The sequence below is a fragment of the Lysobacter antibioticus HS124 genome (assembly GCF_000336385.2).
Classification (GTDB): domain Bacteria; phylum Pseudomonadota; class Gammaproteobacteria; order Xanthomonadales; family Xanthomonadaceae; genus Lysobacter; species Lysobacter firmicutimachus.
The window spans coordinates 20,951-36,150 of the sequence record NZ_HG424588.1 but is presented as its reverse complement, the minus strand read 5'-3'; the positions used below and the strand labels follow the sequence as shown (position 1 = coordinate 36,150).

Here is a 15,200-nt window from a genome sequence, read left to right as displayed (position 1 = left end):
CCTCCTGGCGCGCCTGCAGGATGTCTTCGCGGCTGGTGACGGCGCCCAGCCGGTTCACGCCCTGGGCGTCGCGCTGGTAGTGGGCGATGGAACTGTCGGCGCCATAGGCTCCGTGGCTGCGTTGCAGTTGCAGCGCGCCGGGCCCGTCGATGCCGTGCGCGTCGCGGGTGCGTTGCACCGCCAGGCCGATGGCCTGCTGCCATTCGGGAGTGAGTTCGGTCCTGTCGGCGGTGACCCGGTACTGGTGCAGCAGATGGTTCTGCTGACGCTGTTCTTCGCTGGGCGCGGGCCTGGCGTCGAGTGCGGCGAGGCGCGCATCGAACTGCTGCAGCGAGGGCTCGCGCGCCGAGCGGGTCAGCTCCAGCTCCAGCGCCAGATTGCCCTGCGCGACCCGGCCGGCGCCGGCCCATTCCCCGTCCGGGCTGCGCCGATAGAGCTGGCCGTCCGAGCCCAGCACCTCCTCGGGCCGCGGCCGCGCCGATTGCACGGCCGCCGGCACCGCGACGAAGTCGCTCGAGCGCTGCGCGGCGTAGTTCTCCAGGTAGGCGGCGGCGACGGCCTCGCGGCCGTTGCCGATGTTGTGCTGGATGCGCGCGACCGCTTCGCGGTTCAGCTCCATCGCCCGTTCCGGGGTGGCGACCTGTTGTTCGTAAACGCCGCGATCGTTGGCGCCGGCGACGCCGGTCTTGACCTGGCGCTGCCACTGCTCCGTCGCCGGGTCGCGGCGCCAGTTCGGGTTGTCCAGGCCCCCTTGGTCGTGCGGGCCGGCCGGAATATCGAACGGATCCTGCGGCCGCGGCACCTTGCCCAGGGCCAGTTCCACCGCCGTGACGCTGGCTCGGGCGCCCAGCTCGCGCGCCTTGTCGTAGTTCGCGCCTAGCGTGCCTTCGACCGGGTTGTCGCGGCCGTCGGCGCTGCGGTCGATCAAGCCCTCGCGCACCCAGTTGCGGCCATTGAATTCCCACGCCACGCCCTGCCGGTCGGTCTGATGGGTGATGTCGTGGTTTTCTTTCAGGTCCACGGCCTTGTCGAAGGCCTTGCTCATCAGCATCGCGTCGGCGACGACCAGGGCCGCGGGCACGTAGCCCGAGGTGCCGACCGCGTAGGCCGCGGCGCTGCCGCCGACCCAGCCGCCGAGATTGCGCGCCGCCGCATGGGTGGCTTCGGACCGCGCGGCGGTGGGATTGTCCTGCTCCAGCAATTCGGCGACGCGGCGAGTGCTGGCGGCCACGTCGACCCCGCTGGCCAACAGACCGCCGGAGCGGATCAGGGTGTTTCTGGGAACCTCGCCGATCAGCAATTGGGCGGAGGCGAAGCCGCGCTGGCCGTTGGGGCCGCGCAAGGAGGTTTCGCCTTCGGGGAGATCGGCGGGGGCGGGGGATAGGGAGGGGTCGAACGAATTGAGGCGGGTGCTCTTCTGGAAATGATCCTGTTGGCGGTAGCCGGCTAAATGCTGTTGGTACTGGGCCTCAGTGATGATGCCATCCCGGTACGATTGGTCCAGCAACTCGGCGGTAGTCCTGAGTTGCAGGCCAGGCAGCTCCCGCTGGAGTTGGCGCCGTATCTGCGGCGAAATGAATTGCCCGTCATCAGACCAGATGACGACGTTGCGACCTTCAGCATGCTCGCGAGCTGCGATTTCGAGCAGGGAGCGTTCGCCTGCATTTTTTGTAAGCCGCTTGAGCTCCTGAGGATCGGTAGCATCCCTCAATTGTTGCTCTGTTTCGGGTGTGTCTTGAGCTCTGATATCGCGACTGGCGAGATAATCAAGGAGGTCCCGTTCAAGAGGACCTTTTTCAATTTCGATTTCGACTAGTCTGGAGATGGTGAGCTTAAATCCCTCGTTTTCGGCGAGCTTGATATATGCATCAAGTAGATCCGGGCCTCCCGCGCGATAGGCAAAAACCAAGCTGCTGGTGTCAGCAAGAAGATATTTCACGGTCATCAGATCCTCCTTGATCAGACCAGAATTGACCTGGCATGATGACGAAGTTTCCTGAAAAGTCCGCTGCAGTCAGCCGAGCTGAGATCGGGCATCCAATCCCAGATCAAACGGCGAACGTCCCAGGTAAGTGCTGTGTCAATCTCATTGAATTCCTTTTCCTGTCGTAGGAATTCAGCATAGTCCTTCGGCTTTTTTTCTTTAAAGTATTGTATGAAGGCGAGTACTTCGTCGTCTTTCCATTGTTTCAGTCGGGCCTGTTCCTGCTTTGCCAATACGTAGTCGGTGACGATTAGCTCGTAGATGTCCTCGTCGCTCGCTCGCCTAATACCGGGGCCTGTAAGGGCTCGGATAACTTTTGCTTTGAGCTCTTCATCTTCTAATGCATCAATTTTCGCTTGTACTTCAGAAGTGATGGGCACGACACGGCTCCTTTAAGGGTTGACGGTTAATGTATCAAATGTATTTAGGTTGGATTATTGATTTGGTTATATTCTTGTTTGTAAAGTAATGCCCGGCAAGGGCATGCATCCATTTCGCCTGCCTCGATCGGATCAATGCGACTTGAGGTAATCGCGAAGCCTGCCGATCAGCATCTTGTGATCGGAGGAGCTCAGATCCATGACCCATTCCCTCAGCAGGCGAGACACGTCCCAGCGCAGTTGCGGGGCGATCTCGCTGGATTCCTTGGCCTGGCGCTGGAACTCGGCATAGTCGTGCGGCCGGTGTTTGCGGAAGTATTCGGCGAAACGCACTTCCCCGTCGATGCGCCATTGCTCCTTGTCGCCCCATTCCTCGAGGTAGGACCGCTCGATTTCGGCGTTCTCGTGTTCGGAGGTGACCAAGGAGTAGATCGCGCTATCGAGAGTGTGGCCCCGCCAGGGGCATGAAAGCAGGCGCAGGACTCTGGCTTTGACCTCGGCGTTCTCGATCGCGTCGATCTTGGCTTGCAGTTCCGGATCGACGGGCGTGGTTCGTTCCCAAAGACTCCGGTCGGTCTCGTCCGCGACCGGAGCGGCGGTCTTGAGGTGATTGCGGTACTGGCGGAACAGCCCCTTGATCTCGACCATGGTCGAAACCGGCGCCCAACATGCCAGCAGCCATTGAAGACTCGAGGCGAGTTCGGGTCCGATCAGGCTGGGATCCTGCTGCCGCAGCAGTTCGGCATGGTCTTCCGGCCAGGTTTCGCGGAAGAAGCGGGTGAACTCCGCCAGCTCGTCCTCGCTCCAGCTCTGTACTCCGGCCAGTTGCTGTTTGGCCAAGGCGTCGGCGGACAGCACGATCTGGAAGGTCGCCTCATCGTCGGCGCGCCGGTGCGCGGGCGCGGCGAGCACCCAGCGCAATCTGTCCCTGAGCGGTTTTTCTTCCAGTGCGTCGATTTTGGCCCGCAGCTCGGAACTGATAGACAGATCTGCTGCCTGGCGTTCGAGCGCGGACTCGCAAAAGGTGGCCTCGATATAGGTGCGGAAATCGCTGAACAACTCGCTGTCGTCCAGGAAATAGTCCAGCTTCGGTGCCCACACCGCTATAAAACGGCGGACGTCCCAGCCGAGTTCCGCATCGATATGGTTGAACTCCCGCTGCTGGTGCAGGAAGTCGGCATAGTCTTCCGGGCTTACCACGCTCAGGTACTGGGCGAAGGCGACTACCTCGTCGTCGCGCCACTTGCGTTTCCGAGCCTGTTGCTCCTGACACGCCTTGTGATTGGACACCATGTTTTCATAGATATCCTCGTCGCTGGCCGTCCGTTTTCCGGGGCCGGTAAGCACACTCAGAATTCTGTCCCTGAGCTTCTCATTGTCGAGCGCATCGATCTTGGCTTGCAGTTCAGGGCTGATGGTCATGGCTGGGTTCGGGGAAGCGGGGGAGTTCATGCCTATCGTCCTAGGACGCCGTCGCTCTGGGTAGTCGCTGAATGTGCTTAGTGGCCTGCCCATGCCGCGCTTTATCCGTGCGCAGACGGGTTGTCGGCGCGGCGCACGACGGGCGTCGTCGCGTCGCGCGTGAAGGCGGCGGTGTGGTGGTGCGAGCGTCGTGGCGATGGGGCATGGACGGTCCTTGTCTGCTCTGTGCGGCGGCCTCGTCGCGCATCCTGCGCAGCGGCGAATGGGACGTGTTATCGCGCCCGGGCCCGGCGGTCAGGCCAGGCAGGGGCGCCGGTGGCGGGCGCCCGTATTGTTCGACAGTTTCAAGATTGGCCGCTGGGTGGAGCGGACGTCAAGTCGCGGTCTGGCGACGCGAGCGGCGTCCGGCTGAAGCGCGGTGTGATTTCCTGGATGGCGTCGGCGTCGTCGCAGAACGCCGCCGACCCTTGTGCGAGATGCGGATCGTCCGCATGCGATGGTTCCTGTTGATCGCATCGCTCGACTGAGTTCGGTGCGTCGTCGGATTTCCCGGCGTCACGAGCGGTTCGCTTTCAGCGCCTACCGCTCCGGCGCCCAAACCGACGCCAGCTCAAGTACGGCAACCGCCGCAGCAGGCGTTTGCGCTTTGCGGCTTTGCGCTCGGGTTGCCGATCGCGGCATCGACCACCGCGACGACGTCATAGCCGGCGTCGCCGAGCGCATCGCCGGCGGCGGCTGGGCTGAGATCGGTGTTGGCGATCGACACCGTGCCCGCGGCCAGATCGACTTCGACCTCGGCCGCGGCGTCCAGCAGGCGGATGGCGGATGCGATGGTGGCGACGCAGTGGCCGCAGTTCATTCCTTCCACGATCAGTTGCATGGCAGATTCCGTTAGGCCGGCGGTGCGCCGGCCGAGACAGCCTCGGGCTTGCCACGGTAGGAAGGTCAAGCCGATCGCGGTCGCGCGAGCGCCTACGCGCGATCGCTTCGGCGGCGCGCCGGATTCAGCCGCCGCGTTCCTGCAGCAGCGCCGTGTACTTGGCGATGTTCTGGTCGATCCGGTCGATAGCGAAGCCGGCCGATTCGGCCTCGATCGCGCCCACGGCGGCGGCCACCGCCGCGGCGGCGCCGAGCAGGACATCGCTGACGAGTATGCCGAGCGCGTCTTCGGCGGCCTTGGCCGCATGTTGTTCGACCAGTTCCTCGGTCATGCGCTTGAGCAACACGCCGTGGCTGGCCAGGGCGAGCTGGCTCACGCTGTCGAAGTAGGCGGCGGCCGATTGCGCGACCTGGCCCGCGGCATCGCCGGAGACTTGGTCCAGCGAGGCGATCGCACGCGCGGCGGCCTCGGTGACGCGCTGGATGTGGGCCTGGAGGTCGTTGTCGACGATCGGCGAGGGGGCGGGCATATCGGTCATAGGGGCCGGATCCTGGTGGCGTCGGAGGAAGGGGGCGTCGCAAGGCGGTAAGGCGAGTCGCCCCGACGTGCTCCCAGACAAACGGCAGCAGGCGCGGGCGGGGGACAGGCGCGGACGTTCGACTTTCGGCGCGATCCTGGAACTGAGAACGGCGATGCGGAATGCCGCTCGCACCGCGCAATGAGGAGGGGAGGCTGGATACAGGCGCGGCGTTGTGCGAATGCCGGCCACGACGACGTACGCGAAGCCGGTTGGCGCGAACGGCGAGCTCGTTTTATCGAGCTCGACCCACTCGATATCGGCCAGTCGCGACTCGGCAACGGGGTCGGGTTCAAGTGCGACCGCGGGATCGCGCCTGCAGACGATGCGCAGGCGCGATCCGGCGAACGCGCCGGGCGTTAGCGCGCCGTGTGGCGCAAGCCGCCATCAGGCAGCGCATCGGCGCAGCCCTGGCGACCGCTATGGACGCCGTTGCAGCCGGCCGCGCCGAGCCGTGGATCGGCGTCCGGTCAGGCCGCTACGGCCTCGTCGTGGATGCTGTGCCAGGCCGCTTCGGCGACCTCGACCGCTCGGATCCAGTTCAAGCGCGAGCCTTGCCGGACCTGGGCGTAGCGTTCTTCGAGTTCGGCCTCGAGGTCCTTGAAGCAGGCCTCGGGATGGTCGCCGCGTGCGGCGATGCCGAGATAGATCGCCGGCGCGTAGTCGGAGAAGGACAAGCCTTCGCGATAGAAGGGGGCCTGCTTGTAGTGGGTCGCCCAATAGCTGAGCGAACGCAGCTGCGCAGCGTGCATGACGCACTCTCCGGCTGACGGCCCCTGCGGATTCAGCCTAGGCCCGGCGATGTGAAGGCCGCGTTGTGCGCCGTCCAAGCGATCAAGCCGGGAATGGCCGGGACGAACGGCGTTGCCGGCGCCCGTCGGGATCGGCTATCACGTCGCTTCGGGCGTCGCGACGGCGCCGACGTTCAGGGAAGCGGTCGATGCGGCAAAGGAAGTCGAAGCGGGACAGCTCGTGGGGCAGGGCGTCGGCGCTGGCGTTGGCGGGGTGGCTGGCTGGGATGGGAACCGCGTTCGGCGTCGAGGCGCCGGGCGGCTATCGGCCGTTGTTCGAACAGGTCTGGACGACCGTCGAGACGAACTTTTACGACCCCGGCTTCCACGGCACGGATTGGGCCGCGGTGGGGCAGCGCTATCGGGGGCAATTGGGCAGCGTCGCCGACGATGCGGCCTTCCAGGCCCTGGTGGCGCGGATGCTCGGCGAATTGAAGGTGTCCCACGTCGCGCTCGCGCCGCCGGCCGGGAGCGGCGCGCGTGCGCGCGGTATCGGCGCTCGTTTCGAAAGGGTCGAAGGCGCGGCTACCGCGGTGGAGGTCTCGCCGTTGAGCGATGCCTGGCGGCAAGGGCTGCGACCGGGCGATCGCCTGCAGGGGCCGGCCGATGCGCTCGCCGGTCCGATCGGCAGTCGCGTCGATCTGAACGTGCGGACCTGCGCCGGCGCGACGCGCGCGCTACGGGTCGCCCGGGTTGGGCTCAGTGCGTCGGAGTCTCCCGGCTGGCGCTGGAGCCGCTATGCGCCGCGCAAAGGCTTGAGCCTGGGCTATCTGCGCGTGGACCGTTTCGACGACGGCGCCGCCGAGTTGGCCGACCGCGCCATGAGCGATCTGGGCGACACCCAGGGCCTGATCCTGGACCTGCGCCGCAACAGCGGCGGCAACACGTCGGCCTTGCGCCTGGCCAGCTATTTCATGCAGCCGGGCGAACGCCCGGTGTTCGCCTTGTATGCCCGGTCCTATCTGCAGTCGCTCGGCCGGCGGCCGAGCGCGGCCGACATCGCGCGCGGGCCCAAGACCATCGGCGCCTACACCGATGCGGCGGTGTTCGAGGCGATCGGCGCGCAGCACGGCGCAGCGGTGTTCCATTCCGATCCACTGCCGGGCAAAACGCGTTATCGGTCGCCGGTGGTGGTGCTGATCGACGGCGAAACCGCCAGCGCCGGCGAGGGCTTCGCCTGGGCGATGCGCCTGTACAGCGGCGCCCGTTTCTTCGGCCGCGACAGCGCCGGCGCGCTGCTCAGCGGCGAGACGTTCGAACTGGCCCGCGGCTGGTCGCTGACCGTGCCGGTGCACGGGCTGTGGGCGGCGGACGGACGCGATCTGGGCGACCGGCCGATGACGCCGGACCGGCGCATCGAATGGACCCGCGCCGACCTGTGCAGTGGCCGCGACCCGGACCTGGAGGCGGCGATCGATGCGCTGGCGCCGTGACCGGGGCGGCGAGCGGGAAGGCACCGGCGAATGTGGACCGCGGCAAGGTCTCGCAGGCGGCCCGCGCCACTGCGATGTCCGCTGCTGAGGCCTAATCTGAACGGGTGGATTCGATTCCTTCCGCCGCTGCCGCCGTCTGCCGGCTGAATGTCGTCCGCTGCCGAGGCCTGCCGCATTCGCCGCCGGGTTCCGGGGCGCTACCATCGGCCTGTCGCCGTGCCGGCATCGCGGCGGCTTTCCACAGGGCAGCGGAGCGGGCGATGAGCGCGACAAGACTGATTCTGGCTACGGCCGCCGCGATGTCGCTATCGGGCGTCGCAGCCCAGGCGATGGCGCAATCGCGCAGCGCGGTCCAGGTGTATGGCTTCACTCCGGGGCCCGGGCAGACCGTGGCGCCTTACGACACGGTGCTGCCGCGCACCACGGTTCCGACGCATCGCGGAGCGGTCGTCGGCGGTCACGACGGCTATCGCGATCGCCATGGCGATTACCGCGACGGTTACCGCGACCGCGGCGACGAACGGCGCCGCGACGGTCGCCACTACCCCCGCTACCGCTCGCATGCACCGGCGCACGACGGCGTGTATCTGCACTACGCCCGGCCGTCGGTGCGCATCGAGGCGGTGCTGCCGGCCTACGGCTACAGCGAACTCCATGGTTACCGGGTCGAGCGTTACGGCGACGAGCGTTTCGTCCAGACCACGACCCTCATCGACCGCGGCCCTTCGCGCACGGCGGCGTACTTTCCCGGTTGGGGCGGCGGCCACGCGCCGGTGCGCTATCCGCAGCGCGTGCCCGGCGGTCTGCCCTGCGTCGACGATCCGATGCTGAGCGGGCCGGACTGCGCCAAGATCGTCCTACCGGAGGACTGAGCGCGCCGTGTCGTCGTCCGCCCCGGCTCATGCGCCGGGCGCGCGGCGTCACTCCGGCCGGCGCTGCACCGCGCGGTCCTTGCCCGAGCGCTTGGCCTCGTACAGCGCGGCGTCGGCGAGTTCCAGCAGCGGCTTGTAGGAGGTGCCCGGCGCCGGCATCGTCGTGGCGCCGCCGACGCTGACCGTGACCCGGCCGTTGGCGGCACGCTCGTTGGGGATGTCCAGCGCGCGCACTTCGGCGCAGATCTGCTCGGCGACGGTGTGCGCGCCCTCCATGTCGGTGGCGGGAAGGATCAGGGCGAACTCTTCGCCGCCGTAGCGCGCGGCGACGTCGGCCGGGCGCCGCGCGCAGGTGCGCACCACGCCGGCCACCGCCTTGAGCACTTCGTCGCCGGCCAGGTGGCCGTAGGTATCGTTGTAGAACTTGAAGTAATCGACGTCGATCATCAGCGCCGAAAAGTCGCTGCGCTCGCGCGCGGCGCGCGGCCATTCGTGATCGAGGAAGGAGTCCAGGTAGCGGCGGTTGTTGAGCCCGGTGAGGCCGTCGACCTCGCTGAGCCGTCGCAAGGCCTCGTTCATCTCCATCAGCTTCTGCTGGTTTTCGCTGAGCGCGCGGTAGGCGGCGTCGCGCTCGACCTGGTTGAGATAGGCGCGCGAGTGATGGCGGATGCGCGCGATCAGCTCGATCGGGTCGGGCAGCTTGACCAGGTAATCGGCCGCGCCGATGGCGAAGGCCTGGCTCTTGACCGCCGCGTCCTCCTTGCTCGACAGCACCACGATCGGGACGTCGCGCAGGACCGGGCTGTCGCGGTACAGCGGTACCAGGCTCATGCCGTCGATGCCGGGCATGACCAGGTCCTGCATGATCACCGTCGGGTGTAGCGCCTCGGCGGCGGCGACCGCTTCGCCGGCATGGGCGCAGTAGTGGTACTCGATGTCGGTCGCGCCGGCGACGGCGCGCCGCACCGCTTCGCCGATGATCGGTTGATCGTCGACCAGCAGCACGACGATGCGTCCCGGGCGCAAGTCGACAGCGGCGGGTGGCTCGATGACGCTCATGACGATGCGCTCCGTTGATCTCCGAACAGGACCCGCAGCCGCGCCGCGATACGGTCCAGAGGCAGGATGTCGACCGCGGCGCCGAGTTCGGCCGCGGCCTTGGGCATGCCGTAGACCGCGCTGGTCGCGCGGTCCTGGGCGATGGTGTGGTGGCCCTTGTTGCGCAGGCCGAGCAGGCCGCTGGCGCCGTCGCGGCCCATGCCGCTGAGCAACACGCCGGCGATCGGCCCCGGCCAGCGTTCGGCGATGCTGTCGAAGAACACGTCGACCGAGGGCCGGTAAGGTTGCTCTTTCGGCTCGGCGGCGTAATCGAGCGCGCCGTCCGGCGTCAGCACCAGGTGCTCGTTGGTCGCCGCCAGCAGCGCCTCGCCGACGGTCAGGGTGTCGCCGGGACGGGCCAGCCGCACCGGATTGGGCGAATAACGATTGAGCCATTCGGCCATGCTGCCGGCGAATTTTTCGTCGATGTGCTGGACGATGGCGATCGCCGCGGGGAACGCCGCCGGCAAGCCGCCCAGCACCTCGGCCACGGCCGCCGGGCCGCCGGCGGACGCGCCGATCGCGATCAGGCGTTCGCCGCTGCCGTTGCGGCGCTGCGGCCGCGGCGCCGCGCGCGACGGCCGGTCGCCGATCAGCCGGCCGATCAAGTCGATCTTCGCCAACAGCCCGTCCGCCGCGCCCGGCGCGTCGCTGCCGAGCGCGGGCACGTCGGTCGCGTCGAGCGCGCCGTGGCCCATCGCTTCGAACACCAGCGGCGCGTTGCCGCCGACGCTGGCGGTGACCACCAGGATCGCGCAGGGGCTGCGCGCCATGATCTGGCGGGTCGCCTCGACTCCGCCCATGCCGGGCATGATCAGATCCATCAGCACCAGGTCGGGGGTGTTGCGCGCGCACTGCGCCACCGCTTCCTCGCCGCTGCTCGCGGTCCACACTACGCTGTGGTCGGAGCGCTGGCTCAGCGCGCGCCGCAGCGCTTCCACCGCCAATGCGAGGTCGTTGACGATGCCGATCCTCATCGCGACGCACTCATGGGCAGACTCTCATTGCGATGTTCCCATAGCGACGTTCCCATAGCGGCATTATCGCAGCGACGCCCGCGCGGCAGGCCGCTCATGCGACGGCCTCGCCGATCAGGTCGACCACCGCCTGCAGCAAGGCTTCCTCGTGGAAGCCGCCCTTGGTCAAGTAGAAGTCCGCGCCCGCATCCAGGCCGCGGCGGCGGTCTTCTTCGCGGTCCTTGTAGGACACGATCATCACCGGCGTGGCGCGCAACCGGGCGTCTTTCTTGATCAGCGAGACCAGCTCGATGCCGTCCATGCGGGGCATGTCGATATCGGTCACGACCAGGTCGAAATGGCCGGAGCGCACCGCGTTCCAGCCGTCCATGCCGTCCACCGCGACTTCCACCGCGTAACCGCCGCTTTCGATCAGTTTGCGTTCCAGCTCGCGGACGGTCAGCGAATCGTCGACCACCAGCACGCGCTTGCGCGATGCGGTGTGGGCGCCGTCGTCGTAGCGCACCTGGGCCAAATGGCCGGTCGAGACCAGGCGTTCGATCGAGCGCAGCAGGTCCTCGACGTCGACGATCAGCACCGGCGTGCCGTCGTCGAGCAGGGCGCCGGAATCGATGTCCTTGACCTTGCCCAGGCGCGGGTCCAGCGGTTGCACCACCAGTTCGCTGACGCCGACGAAGCGGTCGACGGCCAGGCCGTACTCGTGCACATGGCCGCGGTCGCCGAGCACCACCACCTGCAATTGCTCCGGAGCCGGCTTGGCTTCGCCGCCGAGCAACTGTTGCGCCGCGACCAGGCCGACGCGACGGCCGTCGAGGGCGAAGTGCTGGCGGCCCTCGAGCCACTGCAAATCCTGGCGCGCGACGGTCGCGGTGCGCGCGATCTGCGCCAAGGGGAAGGCGTAAGGCTCACCGCCGATCTCGACCACCAGCGTCCGCAGCACCGAGGTGGTCAGCGGCAGGTGCAGCTGGAAACGCAGGCCTTGCTCCGGGCGGGCGGTCAGGCGCACGTTGCCGCGCAACTGCTTGACCATGTTCTGCACCGCGTCCAGGCCCACGCCGCGCCCGGAAATCTCGGTCACGGTGCGCTTGAGGGTGAAGCCGGGCAAGAACAGGAACTCCAGCAGTTCGGCCTCGCTGAGCCGTTGCGCGGTGGCCTCGTCCGACAGGCCGCGCTCGATCACCAGCTCGCGCACCCGGTCGATCGCGATACCGCGGCCGTCGTCCTCGACCACGATCTCCAGCAGGCCGGCGACGTGGTGCGCTTCGAGCCGGATCTTGCCCTCGGCCGGCTTGCCGGCGGCGAGGCGCTCCTCCGGCGTTTCGATGCCATGGTCGACCGCGTTGCGCAGCAGATGGCCCAGCGGCGCCTCCAGCTTGGTCAGCACATCGCGGTCGACCTGGGTCTTGGCGCCGGCGATCTCCAGCTGCGCCTGCTTGCCGAGTTCGCGGGCGACGTCGCGGACCATGCGATTGAGGCCGCGGGTGCCGTCGGCGAACGGGCGCATGTGACTGGCCAGCGCCTCGTCGTACAGCCGATGCGCGACGCTGGCGAAGCGGCGTTCGAACAGGTCGAGCTGATAGCTGCGTTCGCCCAGCAGGCTCTGGGCCTCGCCGAGCGCGGTGCGCGCCTGCAGCAGCAGAGCTGCGGCGCGTTGTTCCTGGGCCAGCGCCGGCGCGGCCTCGGCCAGCCGGTCCAGCGCTTGCGCGCCGTCGCGTTGCAATTGCTTGAGCCGGTTGAGCGAGCGCACGAACGGGTCCAACCAGCGCGACACCACCAGCGACTCGCCGGCCAGGCCGAGCAGGCGGTTGAGATTGCGCGCGTCGATACGCAGCACGCGCTCTTCGGCCTCGCCGTCGGCGGAGTGCGGTTCGGCGGCCGTCGCCGTCGGTGCAGGAGCCGGAGCCGAAGCCGAAGCAGCGGCCGCACCGGCGTCGCCCTGCGCCGATGCCGGGATCGCCGGCGCGCCGGCTGCGGACGCAAAGGTTTCCCCGGCCAGCGCGGCGGCGAGCGTGGCGCGGAAGCGCAACGCCTCGGGCGCTTCGTCCTGCATCCAGGCGCCGGCTTCGGCGGCCGGGGTCGAGGCGATGCGCACCAGCAGATCGACCCCGCCGAGCAGGGCGTCGATGCTGGCGTGGTCGAGCAGGATGCGGCCGTTCTGGGCGTCGACCAGGCAGTCCTCCATCGCGTGTGCGACGGACACCGCCGCCGACAGGCCGACGATCCGCGCCGCGCCTTTGAGCGAATGCGCGGCGCGCATGCACGACTCCAGTTCGGCGGCCGCGGTCGGCTGGCGTTCGAGCGACAGCAGGCCGTCGGTCAGCAACTGGCTCTGGCCCTCCACCTCGAGGCGGAACAGGTCGTGCAGGGAGTAGTCCTGGAGATTGCCGTTGCTCATCCCAGCCGCCGGTTGATGGTGCTCAAGATCAATTCGGCGTCGAGCAGGCCGACGCTGTGCCGGGCCGGTCCGCCTGCGTTCGCCGCGGCGTGCGCGCCGCCTTGCCAGTTCAACACGCCGGTGCTGAAGCGCGAAGTCGAATGCGCGACCGTCGACGGCACCGGCAGGCGTTCGGCGGGATCGTAGCGATGCGAGCCGTGCACTTCGTCGGCTTCGAAGGCCAGCCGCTGGTCGTGCAGGGCCAGCACCACCAGCCGGCGGCGCGCGCGCGCATCGGTGTGTGCCGCGTCGAGTTGGAACAACGATTCCAGCGCCACGCACACGGTCAGCCGTCCGCGCACGTTGACCAGCCCGCGCACCAGGCCGTCGCGGCGGTGCGGCAGGCTGTGCACGACGCGCGGCTCGATCACCTCGTCGACCACCGCGCTGTCCAGTCCCAGCCACTCGCCGCCGAGCCGGAACAGAAAGGCCGAACCGCTGAGCATCGCCTGGCCGGCGCCGTGCGCCGCGGCGAGGGCGGTGGCCTCGCGCAGGTCCTGCGCCTGCGGCGCGCGCTCGAGCAGGCGCGCGACCGCCGAGACGCCGGTGCTGCGTTCGTCGCCTGCGTTCATGTGCGGCCTCCGCCCTGGATTTCGTGCTTGCGATGGCGTTGAGCGCGGCTGCGCAGCACGCGCGCGCCGGCGGCGTCGCCCTTGGCGTCGAGCAGCAGGGCCAAGTGCATCAGGGTTTCCTCGTGGGCCGGATCGAGATAGAGCACCTTGCGGAAGCTGTCCTCGGCGCGCGTGGCCTGGCCGATCGCGCCGAGCACCAGGCCAAGCAGGTACAAGGCCTCGACCGACGGCCCGTGTTCGCGCAACTGCGCCTGGCAGATCGCGATCGCCTCGTCGAAACGGCCGTCGTCGGCGGCGCGCTGAGCGATCTGCAGCGGCGCGGCGTTGGCGGCCGGCGCCGCGGCGGGAGTTGCCGCGGGAATGGCGGCCGGCGCCGGTGCGACGCGCGGACGCGGCTTGGCCGGCGCCGGCGCCGCCGCCTTGGCGGGCAGCGGTTTGGGGAGGGGGCGTGCCGCCGTGGCGGCGGCTGGCACGACGGCGGCGTCGTTCGCGGCCGGCTTGCGGAACGCGAACGCCATCGGCAGCTGCGCCGAGACGAAACCCAGCGACAGCATCAGCCCGGTTTCGGCCGGGCCGACGAACATCAGCCCGTCGGGACGCAGCAGCCGGTCGAGCACGGCGACGGTGCGGGCCTGGGTCGGCGGGTCGAAGTAGATCAGCAGGTTGCGGCAGAACACCGCGTCGTACACCGCCTCGCCGGGCAGGAAGCCGATGTCGAGCACGTTGCCTTGCTGGAAGTTCACCCGCTCGCGCGCCGCCGCACCGAGTTGCCAGCCGCCGGGCACCGGGCTGAAGTGGCGTTCGCGGTATTGCAGTTCGCTGCCGCGGAAGGAGTTGTTGCCGTACACGGCGCGGCGCGCCTTGGCCAATGCTCGCTCGCTGATGTCGACGGCGTCGATCGCCAGCCGCTCGCCGGGCAGGCCGGCGTCGAGCATGGCCATGGCCATGGTGTAGGGCTCTTCGCCGGTGGAGCAGGGCAGACTGAGCAGGCGCAGCCGGTCGAGCGTGCGCTCGCCGCTGCCGCCGGGGCCGAATCGCTGCGCCAGCGCGGCGAACGCCTCGCGGTCGCGGAAGAACCAGGTCTCCGGCACGACCACGGTTTCGATCAGCTCCTGTTGCTCCAGCGGCGAGGCGCGCAGCGTTTGCCAGTAGCCGGCCAGGTCGGCGCTGCCGGCCGCGGCCATGCGTTCGCGCAGGGCGCGGTCGACGATGGTCGGGCCGATGGTGCTGGCGTCCAGCCCCATGGTCTCCTTCAGCCAGCGCTCGAAGCCGGCCAGCTTCATGCCGGTTCGCGGTCCGTCGCCGCGAACAGCAGGTCGCGCAGCGATGCCGGCAACAGGCGCTCGATCTGCACCCATTGCAGCAGGCCCTGCGCATCGGAGGCGACCGGGCCCAGGTAACCGGCTTCGGCGGAATCGACACCGCTGGCGACGAATTCGGCCGGGTCGCGCTGCACGGTTTCGACGACCTGCTCGGCGATCAGGCCCAGGGTGCGGTTGCGGCCCGCGCCGTCGGCATAGGGCACCAGCACCACCCGCGTGCTGAGCCGCGCCTGCGCCGGCCGGCCCAGCGCCAATTGGCTCAGATCGATCAGCGGCACCGGTTCGCCGGCGTAGTCGAACAGGCCGGCGACCGCGGCCGGAGCCTGCGGGATCGCCTTGGGCGCGACCATCCGCAGCACTGCAGTCACCCGCCGCGCTTCGATCGCATATCGGTCCTGGTCGAGCTGGAAGACGAGAAAAAGCACGCGTTCTCCGCTGGGTCGGTCGCGCCGCCGGCG

At 68.5% G+C, this 15,200-nt stretch carries 13 protein-coding genes and 1 pseudogene; 2 read left to right on the top strand and 12 right to left on the bottom strand.

Features of this window, described 5'->3' with window-relative positions:
• The 6 genes and pseudogenes from TX83_RS23015 to TX83_RS20525 all read right to left on the bottom strand — a co-directional run.
• A pseudogene (locus TX83_RS23015) lies at positions 1-1,945 on the bottom strand (hypothetical protein); the annotation flags it as partial.
• Between the two features lie 14 nt (positions 1,946-1,959).
• A complete protein-coding gene (locus TX83_RS23010; RefSeq protein ID WP_141233608.1) occupies positions 1,960-2,364 on the bottom strand; it encodes a hypothetical protein in 405 nt (134 codons plus the stop codon).
• Between the two features lie 132 nt (positions 2,365-2,496).
• The gene (locus tag TX83_RS20540; protein WP_141233607.1) at positions 2,497-3,786 is read right to left on the bottom strand and encodes a hypothetical protein; all 1,290 of its coding nucleotides are present in this window, start codon (positions 3,784-3,786) and stop codon (positions 2,497-2,499) included.
• Between the two features lie 610 nt (positions 3,787-4,396).
• Positions 4,397-4,666: a heavy-metal-associated domain-containing protein gene (locus tag TX83_RS20535; RefSeq protein ID WP_064749850.1), complete on the bottom strand. Its 270-nt coding sequence runs from the start codon at positions 4,664-4,666 to the stop codon at positions 4,397-4,399.
• 124 nt (positions 4,667-4,790) lie between these two features.
• Positions 4,791-5,204 (bottom strand): hypothetical protein, encoded by a 414-nt coding sequence (locus tag TX83_RS20530; protein ID WP_064749849.1) that lies wholly within the window; start codon positions 5,202-5,204, stop codon positions 4,791-4,793.
• Between the two features lie 509 nt (positions 5,205-5,713).
• Positions 5,714-5,995: a hypothetical protein gene (locus TX83_RS20525; RefSeq protein WP_064749848.1), complete on the bottom strand. Its 282-nt coding sequence runs from the start codon at positions 5,993-5,995 to the stop codon at positions 5,714-5,716.
• Between the two features lie 266 nt (positions 5,996-6,261).
• Between TX83_RS20525 and TX83_RS20520 the strand changes: the two genes are divergently transcribed.
• Both TX83_RS20520 and TX83_RS20515 read left to right on the top strand, forming a co-directional pair.
• Positions 6,262-7,467, top strand: a complete 1,206-nt coding sequence (locus tag TX83_RS20520) for a S41 family peptidase (RefSeq protein ID WP_064749847.1) — start codon at positions 6,262-6,264, stop codon at positions 7,465-7,467.
• Positions 7,468-7,727: 260 nt separating this feature from the next.
• Entirely contained in the window at positions 7,728-8,339 is a 612-nt protein-coding gene (locus TX83_RS20515) for a hypothetical protein (RefSeq protein WP_141233606.1), read from the top strand.
• A 48-nt stretch (positions 8,340-8,387) separates the two neighbouring features.
• Here TX83_RS20515 and TX83_RS20510 read toward each other — a convergent pair whose 3' ends face one another.
• The 6 genes from TX83_RS20510 to TX83_RS20485 form a co-directional block, all read right to left on the bottom strand.
• On the bottom strand, positions 8,388-9,398 hold the full coding sequence (locus tag TX83_RS20510) for a GGDEF domain-containing response regulator (protein WP_064749845.1): 1,011 nt from the start codon (positions 9,396-9,398) through the stop codon (positions 8,388-8,390).
• Positions 9,395-10,414 (bottom strand): chemotaxis response regulator protein-glutamate methylesterase, encoded by a 1,020-nt coding sequence (locus TX83_RS20505; protein WP_064749844.1) that lies wholly within the window; start codon positions 10,412-10,414, stop codon positions 9,395-9,397. The genes TX83_RS20510 and TX83_RS20505 overlap by 4 nt, the downstream gene beginning before the upstream one ends.
• 94 nt (positions 10,415-10,508) lie before the next feature.
• Complete coding sequence (locus TX83_RS20500) at positions 10,509-12,809, bottom strand: hybrid sensor histidine kinase/response regulator (protein WP_064749843.1); 2,301 nt, start codon at positions 12,807-12,809, stop codon at positions 10,509-10,511.
• Positions 12,806-13,420, bottom strand: coding sequence for a chemotaxis protein CheW (locus TX83_RS20495; RefSeq protein WP_064749842.1), 615 nt, complete (start codon positions 13,418-13,420; stop codon positions 12,806-12,808). The genes TX83_RS20500 and TX83_RS20495 overlap by 4 nt, the downstream gene beginning before the upstream one ends.
• Positions 13,417-14,703 carry a CheR family methyltransferase gene (locus TX83_RS20490; protein ID WP_064749841.1) on the bottom strand — a complete coding sequence of 429 codons (1,287 nt, stop codon included), beginning with the start codon at positions 14,701-14,703 and terminating at the stop codon, positions 13,417-13,419. The genes TX83_RS20495 and TX83_RS20490 overlap by 4 nt, the downstream gene beginning before the upstream one ends.
• Positions 14,700-15,167, bottom strand: a complete 468-nt coding sequence (locus tag TX83_RS20485) for a chemotaxis protein CheW (RefSeq protein WP_064749840.1) — start codon at positions 15,165-15,167, stop codon at positions 14,700-14,702. The genes TX83_RS20490 and TX83_RS20485 overlap by 4 nt, the downstream gene beginning before the upstream one ends.
• Positions 15,168-15,200: the final 33 nt, after the last annotated feature.

Bases quoted from the DNA above. Each gene is read 5' to 3' on its own strand.
- TX83_RS20500 (WP_064749843.1), bottom strand. From the start codon at position 12,809: ATGAGCAACGGCAATCTCCAGGACTACTCCCTGCACGACCTGTTCCGC.
- TX83_RS20495 (WP_064749842.1), bottom strand. From the start codon at position 13,420: ATGAACGCAGGCGACGAACGCAGCACCGGCGTCTCGGCGGTCGCGCGC.
- TX83_RS20540 (WP_141233607.1), bottom strand. From the start codon at position 3,786: ATGACCATCAGCCCTGAACTGCAAGCCAAGATCGATGCGCTCGACAAT.
- TX83_RS20490 (WP_064749841.1), bottom strand. From the start codon at position 14,703: ATGAAGCTGGCCGGCTTCGAGCGCTGGCTGAAGGAGACCATGGGGCTG.
- TX83_RS20520 (WP_064749847.1), top strand. From the start codon at position 6,262: ATGGGAACCGCGTTCGGCGTCGAGGCGCCGGGCGGCTATCGGCCGTTG.
- TX83_RS20505 (WP_064749844.1), bottom strand. From the start codon at position 10,414: ATGAGGATCGGCATCGTCAACGACCTCGCATTGGCGGTGGAAGCGCTG.
- TX83_RS20525 (WP_064749848.1), bottom strand. From the start codon at position 5,995: ATGCACGCTGCGCAGCTGCGTTCGCTCAGCTATTGGGCGACCCACTAC.
- TX83_RS20535 (WP_064749850.1), bottom strand. From the start codon at position 4,666: ATGCAACTGATCGTGGAAGGAATGAACTGCGGCCACTGCGTCGCCACC.
- TX83_RS20510 (WP_064749845.1), bottom strand. From the start codon at position 9,398: ATGAGCGTCATCGAGCCACCCGCCGCTGTCGACTTGCGCCCGGGACGC.
- TX83_RS20515 (WP_141233606.1), top strand. From the start codon at position 7,728: ATGAGCGCGACAAGACTGATTCTGGCTACGGCCGCCGCGATGTCGCTA.
- TX83_RS20530 (WP_064749849.1), bottom strand. From the start codon at position 5,204: ATGACCGATATGCCCGCCCCCTCGCCGATCGTCGACAACGACCTCCAG.